This is a genomic window from Streptomyces gilvosporeus (assembly GCF_002082195.1).
In the GTDB taxonomy this organism is placed as follows: Bacteria; Actinomycetota; Actinomycetes; order Streptomycetales; family Streptomycetaceae; genus Streptomyces; species Streptomyces gilvosporeus.
On the sequence record NZ_CP020569.1, the window covers coordinates 6408785 to 6423011 of the forward strand.

11 protein-coding genes and 1 pseudogene are annotated in these 14227 nt (G+C 68.1%); 2 read left to right on the forward strand and 10 right to left on the reverse strand.

What is annotated here, in order from left to right; translation table 11 throughout:
* Nucleotides 1-7 precede the first annotated feature (7 nt).
* Nucleotides 8-1399: a sporulation protein gene (locus B1H19_RS28735; protein WP_107426170.1), complete on the forward strand. Its 1392-nt coding sequence runs from the start codon at nt 8-10 to the stop codon at nt 1397-1399.
* Nucleotides 1400-1541: 142 nt separating this feature from the next.
* Here the strand turns inward: B1H19_RS28735 and B1H19_RS28740 are convergent, their stop codons facing one another.
* The 4 genes and pseudogenes from B1H19_RS28740 to B1H19_RS28755 all read right to left on the reverse strand — a co-directional run bounded on the left by B1H19_RS28740 (nt 1542) and on the right by B1H19_RS28755 (nt 5022).
* Nucleotides 1542-1949 carry a hypothetical protein gene (locus tag B1H19_RS28740; RefSeq protein WP_083107627.1) on the reverse strand — a complete coding sequence of 136 codons (408 nt, stop codon included), beginning with the start codon at nt 1947-1949 and terminating at the stop codon, nt 1542-1544.
* A pseudogene (locus tag B1H19_RS40010) lies at nt 1946-2995 on the reverse strand (integrase); the annotation flags it as partial. The gene B1H19_RS28740 and the pseudogene B1H19_RS40010, both read right to left, overlap by 4 nt.
* 210 nt (nt 2996-3205) lie before the next feature.
* Complete coding sequence (locus B1H19_RS28750) at nt 3206-3610, reverse strand: cupin domain-containing protein (RefSeq protein WP_083103471.1); 405 nt, start codon at nt 3608-3610, stop codon at nt 3206-3208.
* Nucleotides 3607-5022 (reverse strand): MFS transporter, encoded by a 1416-nt coding sequence (locus B1H19_RS28755; protein WP_083103472.1) that lies wholly within the window; start codon nt 5020-5022, stop codon nt 3607-3609. Before B1H19_RS28755 ends, B1H19_RS28750 begins: the two co-directional genes overlap by 4 nt.
* 87 nt (nt 5023-5109) lie before the next feature.
* Here B1H19_RS28755 and B1H19_RS28760 point away from each other — a divergent pair, with 87 nt between their 5' ends.
* Nucleotides 5110-5778, forward strand: coding sequence for a TetR/AcrR family transcriptional regulator (locus tag B1H19_RS28760; RefSeq protein ID WP_083103473.1), 669 nt, complete (start codon nt 5110-5112; stop codon nt 5776-5778).
* 75 nt (nt 5779-5853) lie between these two features.
* On the opposite strand, the gene B1H19_RS28765 is transcribed toward B1H19_RS28760, so the two are convergent.
* From B1H19_RS28765 to B1H19_RS28790, 6 genes are all read right to left on the reverse strand, one after another.
* Nucleotides 5854-8223, reverse strand: a complete 2370-nt coding sequence (locus B1H19_RS28765; RefSeq protein ID WP_159027997.1) for an XRE family transcriptional regulator — start codon at nt 8221-8223, stop codon at nt 5854-5856.
* A complete protein-coding gene (locus B1H19_RS28770) occupies nt 8220-8546 on the reverse strand; it encodes a helix-turn-helix domain-containing protein (protein WP_083103475.1) in 327 nt (108 codons plus the stop codon). Before B1H19_RS28770 ends, B1H19_RS28765 begins: the two co-directional genes overlap by 4 nt.
* Nucleotides 8543-9667, reverse strand: a complete 1125-nt coding sequence (locus B1H19_RS28775; RefSeq protein ID WP_083103476.1) for a tyrosine-type recombinase/integrase — start codon at nt 9665-9667, stop codon at nt 8543-8545. Before B1H19_RS28775 ends, B1H19_RS28770 begins: the two co-directional genes overlap by 4 nt.
* A 128-nt stretch (nt 9668-9795) precedes the next feature.
* The gene (locus B1H19_RS28780; protein WP_083107628.1) at nt 9796-10944 is read right to left on the reverse strand and encodes a hypothetical protein; all 1149 of its coding nucleotides are present in this window, start codon (nt 10942-10944) and stop codon (nt 9796-9798) included.
* Nucleotides 10941-12590: a hypothetical protein gene (locus tag B1H19_RS28785; protein WP_237289542.1), complete on the reverse strand. Its 1650-nt coding sequence runs from the start codon at nt 12588-12590 to the stop codon at nt 10941-10943. Before B1H19_RS28785 ends, B1H19_RS28780 begins: the two co-directional genes overlap by 4 nt.
* Before the next feature lie 77 nt (nt 12591-12667).
* Entirely contained in the window at nt 12668-14197 is a 1530-nt protein-coding gene (locus B1H19_RS28790; RefSeq protein ID WP_083109931.1) for a site-specific integrase, read from the reverse strand.
* Between the last annotated feature and the right edge of the window lie 30 nt (nt 14198-14227).

The window sequence follows — 14227 nt, forward strand, 5'->3', positions numbered from 1 at the left end:
GCAGGTCGTGGCATCGACCGTCCGCCGGAGCCTCCCGCCGAACGCGGACCTGGCCCGGCTCATCGAAGCCAGCGGCGCGAGCCATAAGTCCCTGGCTCTGCGCGTCAACCAGCTTGCCCAGACCGCCGGCCTGGAGACGGACTACTCGCATACCTCCGTCGCAAACTGGTGCCGACGAGGCATGACACCGAAGTGGCCGGTGCCCAAGCTCATCGCGCAGGCGCTCGCCGAACGGCTCGGCCGCCCCGTGGCCCTTAGCGAGATCGCAATGGGCGAAGCCGAGCCAGCAGATGCCGGTGTGGGGTTGGATTTCCCGCGGGACCGTGCCGATGCGGTCCGAGTGGCCACTTCGTTCTGGAGTTCCGTGAACCGCCGCGACTTCCTGACCGGACCCGGCTTCGCCGTGTCCGCGTTCACCACCCCCGTGACCCGCTGGCTGGTCACCCCCGCCGACGAAGCCGCCGACCACACCGGCGGCAAGCAGGTCGGCAGGGCCGACCTGGAAGAACTGCGCGACGCCGCCGACGAGGCCAGACGCTGGGACTCCAAATACGGCGGCGGCAACTGGAAAGCGAACTCCGTCACCGCCTGCCTGCACGAACGTGCCGCCCCGCTGCTGCAAGGCACCTTCTCCGACCCGGTGGGCCGCCAGCTGTTCTCCGTGACCGCCGAGCTGTCCCGGCTGGCCGGGTGGACCGCGTTCGACGTCGGGCAGCACGAAGCCGCCCAACGGCACTTCATCCAAGCCCTCCGCCTCGCCCGCGCGGGCGGAGACGTGCAGCTGGGTTGCTATGTGCTGACCACGATGGCCATGCAGGCCCTGATGCGGGGTTTCGTCAGTGAGGCGATCGACATGGCCCAGGGCGCCTTCGAGCGGGCCAAGGGGCAGGCCGCCCCGCGGGTGCTGGCGTTCACCAAGCTGATCGAGGCTCGTGCCCATGCCCGCGACAGGGCCGCCAGGGCCGCCTCACGGGCCTTGGCGGCCTCTGAGGACCTGCTGGGCCAGGCGGACGCCGTCAGCGGCTTGGAGCCCGCCTGGATCGACTTCTATCGCCATTCCCGCCTCTCCGCGGACGCCACGGAGGTCTTCCGTGACCTGAAGATCCCCAAAGCCGTCCTGGCCTGGGACCAGCAGGCCGCCGCCATGTCGTCGGGGGTGTTCACCCGCTCCGTGGGGATGCGCCTGTCGATCGTGGGAACCGCCCACCTCCAGGCCCGCGACCTCGACCACGGACTGCAGCTCGGACATCGTTCTGTTGACATCCTCACCCGCGTCCAGTCCTCCCGGGCCAAGGACTACGTCCGCGAATTCAACGCAGCCCTCGGCCCGTGGCGGCGCGAGCCGGCTGTTTGTGAGTTCCTCCACCGCACCCGGACTGAACTCGGCGTCGCCGCCTGAGCCTCCACCATGCTCCCCCCTTCTCGAGGGGGGGAAGAACGGCTGGACGTCCCAGTCGCGTATGACTCCGTCGTGCACCATCGCGTACGGACTTATGTGCTCAGCCGTCCGTTCGAGCCGGATGGCCCCGCGGGTAGCGGAATCAGGTGGTGGGGCGGAACGGAATGACGTTGTCGGGGGCAGGGGCGGGTTCCTCCGACGCGCCGTTGCCCTGAGTGAGGACAGCGCTGGCCAGGGTCAGGCGAGTCACCACCTCGCGGAGCTCGTCGATCTCGGCCTTCTGGTTCGAGATGGTCTTCTTGAGCTTGGCGACCGTCGCCCGGAGCTGCTTCTCGGGCTCCGGGACCTGCTGGGTTTCGTTGCGGACCCGTTCGTAGAACTCGTTCTTCAGATCCGCGTGCCGCTTCTGGAGGGCCATGCGGTGGACTCCGGCCTCGGCGGCGAGCGCGACCACGGTCAAGCTGCCGTTGGAGGCGGTGGCCTGTCCGGCCAGGAGCCGGTCCATGGCCTCGCGGATGCGGGTGCGTTCGTCGTGGTGCTGCTCGTTCATGTCAGGGCCTCGGCGGTCTGGGCGGTGGCGTCGTGGGTGTCGGCTGTGGCGCGGAGTTTGTCGGCGTTGGACCGGAGGCGCTTGCCGAGCGGGCCGGGCGTTGAGGTGGCCAGCTGGTCGATCTCGTCGGCCCGCTGCCGCAGCTGGCGTGCGTGGGAGTCGGTGCGGACGGTGTTGCCGCAGCCGGACTGGCATGCGTATTGCCTCGGAGCCGTGGCGCCCGGCTCGGGTTCGCAGAGCGCGTTGTCGCGCTTGAATGCGCAGATCAGGAACGCGTCGGCGTTGTCATAGAGCACGACGCCGTCCCGGGCGAGGAACTTGGCGGCCTTCTTCGCGAACGTGCGGGGGACGATGCGGCCTTCGAAGCGGGGGGTGGTAGCGGCGGCGGTGACGGCTCTGCGGGCGGCGGGACCGGAGATCTTCTCCCCGTCGGCAAGACGGTCGCGCAGGTGGGCGGCAGTGTCCGCTGCGGCCAGGGCCGTCTCGACGTCGAGGACGCCGTGGATTCCGGGGCGGCTGCGGGAGCCGTAGGCGCTGGAGGTGCGGGCATCCAGGACCGTGCGCATGTGCCCGTACTGAATGGCGAGCGCGATCAGCCCGCCGGGACGGCGGGCAACGTGCCAAGCCAGGGTTCGCCTGAACCGGGCCATTCCGATCGCGCCATGCGGGTCCTCGGGGATGACCTGCTCGGGCAGACCCTGGGCCTCGGCCTCGCGGTTCACCCAGGCCACAAAATCCTCGATCCGCTTGTTCAACCCGGCCTTCTTGAGGGCGCCGTGGTGACTGCGTTGCGCGGTGAAGTCGTGGTGGCTGGCGCTGAGGAGGAGCTCTCCGTCGGGCACCATCCGTTCCAGGACGCGGATAGCGTGGACAACCGGGGCGATGGCAACCCAGGGAACGCCGCGTACTTCACCGACGGAGACGTGGTTGCCGTCATCGTCGGTGACGTTTTTGTAGTGGTGGCTGCGGATCAGGTGCCGCCCAGAGGTGCCGTCAGTGCTCGGGTCGGGGCAGCAGCCGGAGCGCAGGCCCTGCATTACTGGCGGGAGGGGGTTATTCCGACCGTGCACTATTCCCCGATATCGCTCGCCCCGACTGATGACACTGAGTATGTGACGCCCGGGGCTCTGGGCTCTACCAGGGGTGGACGGATCCCAGGGGACGAATCAACGAGGAGGCATCCTGCGGCGGCCGCCTTCCCCAGAGCAGTTGCCGCCGGGTGGCCCGGCGGCAGGCTCGGCCGGGTCACCCCGCTGTCAGCGAGTGTCGGTACGTTTTTCGAGGCGGGTGCCGTGGCGAAGGGTGATCGACATCAGGTCGCCGGGGGCGTCCAGCTCCAGGCGGTGCCAGCGGCCACGGGGGACGATCACGGCGGTGCCTGGCTGCAACTGCACCATGTCCTCGGTGTCGTCGGGCCTGGCGGGACGGAAGTAGAGGCGGACACCGCCGGTCAGGCAGCACACCGCCTCCTCGGCATGCGGGTGCATCTCCCAGTGGTCGGCGTGTACGTCGGCGTCGGTCTCCACGTGGAATGTCGCGAGCTGCCAGGCGCCGGAGTTGCTGTTCGTCATCTGCCGTTCGGCGGCTTGGACATCGCCGTCGGGGTGGATGTGCAGCGCCGAGGCGAACAGGTCGATGGGTGAGGGGGGCGTTGTCGTCATGACGGCGTTCCTTCCAGTCGGTTCTCTGCGGTGGCGGGTTGCAGGGCGGGTGTTTCGGCCTGGCGGCGAGGCAGCACGGTGATCGCCACGACGGCCGCGATCCCGAAGAGGGCGGCGGCGATGGCAAGGCCTAGGGCGTAGCCGTCGTTGATTGCGGCGGGGTCGGTTGCCGTGCCGGTGCGGTGTGCGGCGATGGTGGCCAGAGCGGCCAGGCCGATGCAGCCGCCGAGTTGGCGGGAGCTGTTCATGAGGCCGGAGGCCATGCCGGCCTCATGGCGGGCGACGCCGGTGGTTGCGGCGGCGACGATCGGGGCGATGACTAGTCCGACGCCGGTGCCGGTGATGATGCAGGGGCCGAGCACATCGGTGAGGAATCCGCCGTCGGGGCTGATGAAGGCGAACCAGGCCAGGCCCACAGCGGCCAGCAGGGCGCCAGGCACCAGGGACGCACGGGGGGTGCGTGCCGCGGTGATGCGGGTCGCGACGAGGGTGCCCGCGACCAGACTTACAGCGAAGGGCAGGAACGCGGCACCGGTCGCCGCGGCACCCATGCCCAGAACCTGCTGCATGTACAGGGACACGAAGTAGAACGCCGCGAACTGCCCGGCCGTGGAGAAGAAGACCAGCACGTTGGCGCCGGCGACCCAGCGGCTGCGCAGCAGGCCCAGGCGCAACAGCGGTGCGGAATGCCGGGATTCGGTGACGACGAAGGCGGCCAGGAGCATGGCTGCGGCGACGAGCATCGTCCATGTGGCCGGGGAGTCCCACCCTTGGGCGTCGGTGCGCACGACACCGGTCACCAGCAGTCCGACTCCACCGGTGGCCAGGACGGCACCGAGCACATCCAGCCTCTCGCGCCGGGCGGGGCGTGCTTCGGCGGGCACGCCTGCGCGGACCAGCGCGAGAGCCACCGCGACGATGGGGAGATTGATCAGCATCACCCAGCGCCAGCCCGCGTACTGGGCCAGCAGCCCACCCGCCAGCACGCCCAGCGCTCCGCCTGCGGCGTTCACCCCGCTCCACACCCCGAGCGCGCGCACGCGCTGCGGGCCCTCGGGGAAGGTGGTGGTGAGCATCGCCAGCGTGGCCGGCGTGGCCGCGGCGGCTCCCAGGCCCTGGCCGGCGCGGGCGGCGATCAGTTGCCAGGGTGTCTGGGCGAGCCCGCCCGCCAGTGAGCACAGCCCGAAGACGGCCAAGCCGAGCACGAACAGCCGTCGTCGGCCGTAGAGGTCGCATGCGCGGCCTCCCAACAGCAGAAAGCCGCCGAGCGTGAGCGCGTAGACGTGCACGACCCACGACAGGTCGAGCGGTGCGAATCCCAGCGCGGTGTGGATCGCGGGCAGGGCGACGTTGACCACGGATAAGTCCAGGGCGACGGCGAACTGGGCGACGGCCACGGCTGCCAGCACCATTCCGGGGCGCCCTCGCGAGTTTTTATACATGTAAGGAAAATAGCGCCAGGGGATCGACGTTGTCGACACCTGGGAGATGATGAGGGCATGCCGCAACCGCCCGCACCGCGCAAAACCCTCGGCCGGCCTCCCCGCATCTCCCGCGAGGAGGTCGTCACAACGGCCCGTCGGATCGTGGACACGGAAGGCGTGGACCGGCTGACCATGCGGCGGCTGGCCACGGAGATCGGCAGTACGCCGATGGCGCTCTACCACCACGTCCGCAACAAGGAAGAACTGCTCGTCCTGCTGCTGGACGACTACGCCACGCGGACGCTGCACCGACCCGACCTGCCTGCTCAGCCCCGCGAGCGGATCGTCGTCGCCGCTGCCACGATCCACGAGGCGCTCGCCGCCTGCCCGTGGATCGTGGAGGTGCTGACAGCCGACGACCTGATGGCCACATCCGCTCTGTGGTTTGTCGAGCAGATCGTTGACGGCCTGGTCGAATGCGGCCTGTCCCCCGAGCGGGCAGTACACGGCTACCGCGCGATCTGGTACTACACCGCTGGAGAAATCGTGGTCCGCGTGACAGCGGCCCGGCGGCGCACAGACGATGACCGTCCCACCTACCGGGAGCAAGTCTTCGCCGATCTCGACCCGGGCGAGCTACCCCGTTTGGCACAGGTCGCGGACCACTGGGCACCGCTGACCGCCGAGGACACCTACCTGGACGGGCTCCGAGCCCTGGTAGACGGCCTCCTGGCTCCCCGTTGACGTGCTCATTCAGTTCATATTCTCAGCGCCGATCCGGTGCCAATGCCTCCACCTCAGATCCCCACGAAGCCGATCTCATGATCGCTGCGATCTGCTGCTGGTGACCTCCTCGGCGCGGGCGGCGAGGTACTCGGCCCAGTCACGTCTTGCGTAGGCGACCCAGCGGAGCGCGGTGTGGCTGTGCATCCCGGTCACGTCGGCGAGGATCGGGCTGGGAAGATCAGCAGCGAGGGCGGCCAGTGCCCCGTTGCGCGCTGTGCGAACCAGGATGCCGTGCCGGTTGAGTTTCTGGGTCATGCCGTGCGTCGAGATCGGCTTGCCCGGGACCATGCCAGGGAAGAGCCATCGAGGGCCTGGGTGGGCTCGCGAGAGCTGCGGCCGCAGTTGGGGCTGTTCGGCAAGTTGCCGAAGGAGCTCGGCGAGCCGTGGAGGCAGCAGGACGGGGTGGCGGCCCAGGACCAGGTGGGCGTGCTTGTCACCGAACTTGAGGTGTTCAGGCGTCAGATGGCAAAGACGTTCGGTGGACAGGCCGAACAGCAGGGTGATCGCGCCGCCGGCCCGGACGTCCGTCGGCAGGGCATCGTCGGTCAGGCAGCGTTGGAGGAGCCGCCAGCGAGCCTCGTCGTCGAGTAGGTTCTGGGGCTCCTGGCTCGGGATGGAGGGCACGGTCAGTTCGCAGGTGAGCCGGCGGCTCGTGGTCCATTTCAGGAAGTAGCGGATCAGGTAGCGCCGCTGGCTGGTGGCCCCGGCGATCCAGTCGTCGACATGCTCCTGGGCGAGGTCGGCGAGGGCCAGGCCGCGTTGGTCCATCCAGGCCAGGAAGTCGAGGGCGATGCTGACGCGGCGCCGCAGGTCGCGGTCGGCGGAGGCCGGATGGCGGCGTGTGGCGGCCCGCTGGCGTGCTCGCCGAAGCAGGAACCAGTGCAGGAACGGGCGGGCGAGGCTGGCGTGCGCGGCCGGCTTGTCCGCGAGTTCGTGCTCCAGCCAGCCCGGGATGCGTTCGATGTCCTCGTTGCGTTCCTCCAACACGCCAGTGTGGACGAGGAGTTGGCGGATGTATCGCTGGTTCCGGCTGGGCGGGAGTTCATCCAGCAGCTCGTGGCTGAGCTCGTGCCCTTCGGACGCCAGCCGGGCGAGGAGCTTGGTGTTCGGGCTCTCCTTAAGCCACTGGATAGCAGGGAATGGTGAGGGAGCGTCCGCCAGTGCGGCCGCGAGCGGTTCCAGCTGTGGGGTGATCGTGCCGTCGGGCCCGGCCAGCAGGGCGTTGACCCGCTCGGCGAGGACGCAGTGAGCGCATCGGCCGCGGCTGTGAGGATTGCCTGCCCCGCCGCACTGCTTGCAGATGTAGTCAGCGGCGAATCCGACACATGGTCCGCAGATCTCGGCGCCGTCGTCATCCCGCGCGATCAGCGGCTGGACCATGCCGCAGCGCGGGCACTCGGCCGGTGAGCGGAGCACGGCGGTGTAGCACGTCATGCAGACCGGCCCGATCGGCCAACGGGTGTTGACCGGCTTGGTTCGGCCGCAGCGGGCGCACGGCTCGCCGCTGCGATGACGCTGATAGCAGGTGGCGCAGACCGGCTGACCCTGTTCGTCGCGGCTGGCGCAGGGGCGGACCCTGCTGCAGATCGAACAGGTCACGTCGGGGCCCTGGTAGCAGCCGTCGCAGAGGTCCGGCTGCCCGTCTCGCGCGTTGCGGGCGATGCGCTTGAGCTGTCCGCACCTGCCGCAGAGCCTTCGTGGCCGGCGATGGCGGTTGTAGCAGAGGTGGCAGAGTGCGCCGTCGTCGTCAACGAGGGCGGCGGCTGCGGTCTTTCCACAGCTCACGCAGGTGCGCATGGGGCGTTTCCAGCACTTGATGCACAGCCCTCGGCCGTCGTCCCGTCGTACCACCGGGTGTCGGAACTGCCCGCATTCGGCGCACTCCTCGAATGTGGCTGGGTCCGCGCGGTAGCAGCGATGGCAGATCGGTCCCTCGGGGCGTCGGGCGACGACGCGCTGGCCGTCGCGCTGGCATCGTGCGCAGGTTTCGCGTTGGCGGCTTCGGGCGTCGCATGTCCCGCAGAGCCGCCCTTCGGGGCGGAGTTGCCGCAGGTCGGACCGGATCTTTCCGCAGTGTGCGCATCCGGGGCGAACGACCGGGTGTCCGGCTTCGTGCAGCACCTGGGCGAGCCGCAGCAGAACCGGTGGGCAGAGGGAGCTGCCCGAGGTCAGGGCGTCGGGGTGTGCGGCCATGTGATCGGCGAGTTCTTCCAGGAACCGAGCGGCGCCGCGGACAGGGATCGGCACTGCCGCTTCCAACGCCGCGTTCGCATCGGCGGTACTGATGGCCGGCAGGACCTTGGTGACCTGGCCGACAGCGGCGTTCGTAGCAGCTTCCATCCGCGCAACCTGCGCGGCAAGACGGGCGACGATCGACGGGGCGGTCGGAGAAGGGGCGGTCACAAGCCCTCCGGCCGCCGGATCGAGGTCCGGCGCACGGCCGGCAGCGGGCCGGGCGTCTCGCCGCCGGCGGTCTTGCGTACCTCTTCGTTGACGACCTGAACCTCGATGAGGTCGTTGGGCCGGCAGCCGAGGATGTCGCACAGAGCCGCGAGAGTGTCCATCGACAGCCGCTGCGGCGGCTGCGTGACCAGGCGGAAGACCTGCTCGCGCGAGAGGTTGACACCCCGTTCGGCCAGCAGCGGCACCAGGTCGGTGGTCTGGAACATCTCCTTGTCGGCCATGAGCTTGCGCAGGTTCCAGCGGTAGCCCATCTTCTTGATCACTTCGGGTCCTCCCAAATGCCGGGGAATCGCTGGCCCAACTTCTTGTGCAGCAGCCGGTTGCGGTACTCGTCCGAGACGCCGGTATAGAGGGCCGTCGTGCTGGCATAGCCGTGGCCGGCCTGGTCCTGGATGAACCTTTCCGGGTAATCAAATTCGGTCAAATGTGTGATATAGGAATGCCTCAGGCAGTGCAATTCGAGTTCTTCGGGCAGGTCAGCGGCCTGCTTGGCGGCTTCGAAGGCTTCGTTCGCCGATCGGCGTGACAGTCGCCCGGCGCGTTCGGTGACCCAGATCGCCGGGTGCTTGCCCACGTTGAACCGGGGCCGGACCTCGGTCAGGTAGTGGTCGAGGTCGTCGACGATCCAGTCCATCTCCGGGACGGTGAAGATGGTGCGGCGCTTGGGCGGGCTGCCCTTGGAGGACTTGCCCCAGCGTACGAACACCGCCCCGTGGCGCTTGTATTGCGGAGCCTTCGGGTTGCGCCGCAGGTCGGCGAGGTCGAGGCCGACGTTCTCCCGACGCCGCATGCCATAGGCGTAGTAGGTCTTGATCAGGGCGGAGTCGCGCATCGCGGTCAATACGCCCTTGCGGCCGCGCTTCCGGATTTCCTCGACCCGCCCGTCGGCAGCGTCGAACAGGTCCTGGATCTCGTCGTAGGTCAGCGGCCGACGGCGCGGGTCGCCCTCGTACTCACTGACATGGGTGACGGTGTTCCACTCGTGCAGGATCTGGACCGGCACCTCACCGAAGCGCTCCTGACAGACGGACATCCAGCCGTAGCGCGGGTCGGTGATGTACTCGCAAAACAGCCGCAGGTGGTTCTGGTAGTTCCGGCCGCTCGACACCGTGAACGTCGGCGTCTTCGTGCGCAGGTGGTCGATGAACGCCTCGACCTCCGCCGACTGCCACTGCCACGGGTACTGGTTGGAGAACTCGGCGAACCGGCGGACCAGTGACAGCCGCGGCTTGATGGTTCCGTCCCACTTCAGAAAGCGGGCCCGCTGCTGCTTGGTCCACCCCTCCAGCATGGCCTCGAACACAGCCGGCTCGGGGTCCAGGTAGGAGATCCCGTCCACGAGCATCAGGTGTGCCGCACCCGCCAAATCGGCAGCTTTCGCCACTCCAACCTCCGTTGCGTTAGGTGCAACATTGTTGGGATAGCCTCGGTGGAGCGCAAGAGCCACTGGTAGATCGCTCGCACGGTGCGAGAGGATGGCGGAGCAGGCGCCCGTCACCTGCTGATTCGCGCTTATTCGAACCCTGCGGAGTGCTGCATCAGATGCAACTCCGCCCCGTTCTCCTGCGGACGCATGCCAGTCAGATAGAGGCAGATGATCATGGCGGCAGTGCCAAGGTGCCGCATCAGGGCGGATGCCTCGTTGAAGTCCATGTGCTCGCGCCAAGGCTTCCCGTCGATCTGTCCTGTTATCGGCGTTCGCATGGGACACGGCCCTGGGCGTTCTGCGGCTAGGGTCAAGAGACCGTGCCGTCGGCCGAACCCTTCGACCTGCTTGCGGCTGACGCCGGTAACGGCGGCGATGTAGGTGTGTGCCAGCCTCAGCCTGTGGCCGGACGAGCTAGCAGGCAATGGAGCGCCATTCCGGGCCAGAGGTAGCAGATACTCCGCGAGGGCGGCCCGGCTTGTGGATGTGGCCTTGTTGGTAGTAGCCAGGGCAGTCAGACGACATCTCTCGGCCCAGGCCGTCAGGATGTCGTCGGACAAGTCGTCGACGAACCGGATCGCCCAGACCAGCAGCGGGCCAAGCACCTGTGGGTCCAACGGCTCCGTCGTATTCTCCCCTCCGCCCGTGCCGTTGGCCGCAGGAAGGAAGTCGTCGACGCCCTCAGTGTCCCACGGAGGCCGAACAATGCCGGAAGGACGCGCACTGAGCTGGTCGAATGCCCATAGATCTGCCAATCGGGCATAGACCTTTTCTGCGTGGCCGCGACTCACGCCATCGTCGAAGCGCTCGGAGGCGTAGGCCCGCCAGTCAGCCTCGGTGCAGGCGGCGAGGCTGGTGATGGAGCGCTTGCACAGCCAGTTGGCCAGCCGCAACCACTCATGGCATGTGCCCTGCACGTCCAGAGGGGACGTCCGGGCCCGAGCCGCGGTCCCTCGGACTTGGAGGTAGGTGGGCCGGAGTTGACCATTGATCATGGTCCAGGCCGCCAGTTTGAGCTGGCCACGAAGGGGTGCCGGGCAGTTCCTCCAGAGGATCTTGGCGAGGTGGGTGCCAGGGTTGTCGATGAGCGGGGCCAGAGACCAGATGAGGTCCTGGTAGCGGGAGTTCGGGTGTGTGTTGCCAGCACTGATCCATTGAGGCAGCACCACGACGCTGTCAGGGCCGGGCATGGGCAGCAGGTAGGGGTCATTCTCGGCAGCGGGGCTGGTGGTCACGGGGCGAGTTCTCCCTGCACCAGGAGCTGGACAAGTGCGCGGTCGTTGTCGTCGACCTTGGCGAGAGCCACGTTCCAGGCTGCCGCGCCGACTTTGTCACGCAGGTCCTCCAGCCGCAGCAGGTGGTCGCACCACCGCTCGCGCCAGGCGTGCTCGGGCAAGACGGATTGCAAGCTCTGTAGCTGCTGGTGCAGGTGGGCAAGCCGTGGGTGGTGGCCGGGGTGGACGTGAGCGTTGCGGCAGGCCAGGCAGAGCAGGAAGTTCGCTCCGCAGCCGCCTTCCGGGGCAGGCCAGGGACTGGTCGTCTCGTCCTCGCAGTCCGCCGTCGCGGTCTCTTGGTGGGCCGGATCCGGTGCGTTCGTGACGTGGCCAGCGAAGACGACAGCCTGGGCCTGCTTCAAGGCCTCAAGTGCACCGGCCTCGAAGACACCCTGTGAAGTGACCTGAACACGCTCATCGGGGAGCACGTAGACGCTCTGATGAGTGCCCTGCGTGTGCTGGAGGGGTCGCCCCTCGCGCGTCACGGTCGTCCTGCGAGTTCGCTGGAACGGCGATCCGGCCAACCGGTGGATTTCCGCCCAGTATGTTGCGTCGTCCTGAGAGACACCGAAGGTCAAGAGGCCCACCGGACGGGGCCGATCCATGTCCTGGTGCACCCCGTGCCGGTGCATGCGCGCGACCATCAACAGATCAGTCCCCGGCACCAGGCGGGCGGCCAGCGCACGTCCGTGGGCAGTGGCTTCCAGCGCCTGGGTGATCAGTCGCCCGGGGGAGTCGGCCCCGAAGTCGGTGATGTTCTCTGTGGAGAACCACCGCCCCCCGCCCGCTCTCCGCTTTTCGACCTGGACCTGGTAGGTCACTGAGGCCGTCTCGCCGGCCGACGGCACCGTGGTGGGGGTCGGCATACGGTCGTAGATGGAGAGGTTCCAGGCGAACCTGTCGGTCAGCAGAACGGCCAGCGCCGTGAGTTCCATGCGCGTCAGAAAAAGCCTGCTCCAGGTCTTCTCCGGGTTCCTGCCGCCTAGAAGTCTGTGATTCGTCACGGTGGTCGTCCCGCTCGGGAGGACAGTGCGCGGGACGTCAGCGGTGCGTGAGAGCTGGTCCAAAACCTTGCCGAGTCGCCACTCGCGGCTGCCCTTCACCAGACCGTCGGCTCGCCAGTTCTCCAGCAGACAGGTGTTCTCGCGTATCCGCAGCCAAGCGGACCGGAACTGCCGCTGCGCGGCCAGCAACACCCGCCCCCGCTCAGCCTCCTCGTAGGACCGCTTGCTCGGTTTCACCGTGGGGATGCGTCGGGCCAGCTCATCCGCCACTGGCCCGCTGGCCAGCCGCGGATCCTGCTTCAACAGCGCGTGCACTGCACGGAGCGTGGCTTTGCCGGTGTTGGTGCTGACATGCGTGGTGCGCCAGCGTTTGAGCGTGGCAGCGCTCAGCTCGTCCAGGTCATTTGGCGGGCTCTCCAACTGGGAGAGGAAACGCGTGAACACCAGCAGCTTCTGCCAGTTGAACTTGGCGGTTCCGTGGCTGGTCCAACGGCGAGACTGGGCGGCGAACAGGGCGGCCAGCGAGCGCTGTATCCGCTCGGGGACTGGCAGATCCGCGAAGTCGTACTCCTTCTTGTATCCGGCCTTGTTGACCACGGTCACTACGAGCCCGTCCGGGGCCAGCGGGGGCTCAACGTGGTGGTCAGGAGGCGGCGGGACAGCCCGCCGTCCCCGCCCACTCACGAGGCCACCCCAACGAGCGTGTCGATGTCCTGGATGCCGGCCGTCTCCCGGGCCAGCTGGGAGAAGACGTCGTCCAGGTTCTCGACGTCCTTGCCTTCCTCAGTAGTCTCGGCGGCGGCGAGGATCGACTCCAGCTGCAGGTGGGAGACGGGGGCGAGGTAGTGCCGTTTCGTCGTCTCCACGTCCACGTGCCCCAAGACCGTCTTCACCAGCCACCACGGGTCACCGAACAACAGGGCGAAGTCCCGCCGGTCCTTCTTCGTCAGCCCGTAGCGGGACTCGAACAGCTCATTGAGCAGGATCAGCATGTAGAGGGCCATGGAGTGCCTGGCGGCATGCGGGGTTGCGTACGGAGTCTTCCCGCGGACGTCCGCGAGCCGGAACCTCCGCTCGACCTTCCGCTCCTCCTCGGTGAGCAGGACCTCCTCGCAGCGCAGGTTCGCGTTCCTGAACACGCCGTTCCAACGGTCGGGGTCCATCGGCAGGCCCTGCTCGGTCAGCCACAGCCACGCCGGCTCCGGCCCATCCGGCCCCTCCAGGAACAGCCACTGCCGTTCCCTCCAACCCAACCGGTTCAGGTCCTGCCCGCCGACGACGCCATCGGCACCCACCCACTCGACCTTCGGCTTCAGTCCGCGCGTCACCTTCGTGACCAGCCGCATCATCGGCAACCGGTCATAGGCGCCCGTTTCCTGAGCCCGCTGGATCGCCCAAGCTCGCTCGGACTGGACGTAAGCCTCAACCTGGCCGATGGCGTCCATGGATGTGTAGAACGTGCGGGTGTTCTTCGACCTCGTCACGGCGCCCGCGATGCGACCGTGCAGGTAGCGACCGTGCCGCAGGCGCTGGGCCGGCAGCTCGAACGTCAGCAGCGAACCCCCCTCCTGCCGACGCAGCCCCGAACTCAGCAGCAACTGCACGAAGCTCGTATTGCGGATCTCCGTCCGCGACTCCCACCCAGGCGCCGCCACCCCCGCCCGGGTGTGCCCCCGCAGCCCGACATTCGACCACAGGCCCCAGGTCCGCGGCGTCAGCCACGACACCCGCGCACTCACCGAGTCCGCTGCCCGGTCCTCCCGCCGCGACACGTCCACCGGCAGCGGGTAGACCTTCCCCCACTTGAACAGCTTCGTGAACGCCGCCGCCTCACGGTTCCACTTCGTCCCACCGATCCTCTGAGGGTTCTCCGGGGCCCGGCACCGCCAGTCACGGAAGTCCGCGAGATCCTGCTCGGTCGCCTCTCGCCACGACGCCCCACGAGACGACAAAAACTCCAGAAGTATTCGGATATCCGTCGCGTAATTCCGCTTCGATTCCCGCTCAAGATTCCGGAATTCCTTGGAGCGGACAAAATCCAGCAGCCCCGTATCTACCGTGCCGTCCGGTCGCACGTACACCGGATCCCCCGGCCTCAAACCGATCCGGCCCACCGCCTCTGGCAGGTTCTGTACCCCCAAGATGCCCTCCGGCGGCAGCGTCCCCCACTGCCCCGGATCCGGTACCCACTCCACATGCCACTCGCTCAACTGATGCCTCCCTTGGCGCTTGAACACATC

Coding starts and splice junctions, on each gene's coding strand:
- B1H19_RS28755 (WP_083103472.1), bottom strand. CDS start 5,022: ATGGTGCTGGCAGCCGTGGCCGTCGCCCAGTTCGCCGTCGCCCTGGAC.
- B1H19_RS28760 (WP_083103473.1), top strand. CDS start 5,110: ATGCCGCAACCGCCCGCACCGCGCAAAACCCTCGGCCGGCCTCCCCGC.
- B1H19_RS28740 (WP_083107627.1), bottom strand. CDS start 1,949: ATGAACGAGCAGCACCACGACGAACGCACCCGCATCCGCGAGGCCATG.
- B1H19_RS28750 (WP_083103471.1), bottom strand. CDS start 3,610: ATGACGACAACGCCCCCCTCACCCATCGACCTGTTCGCCTCGGCGCTG.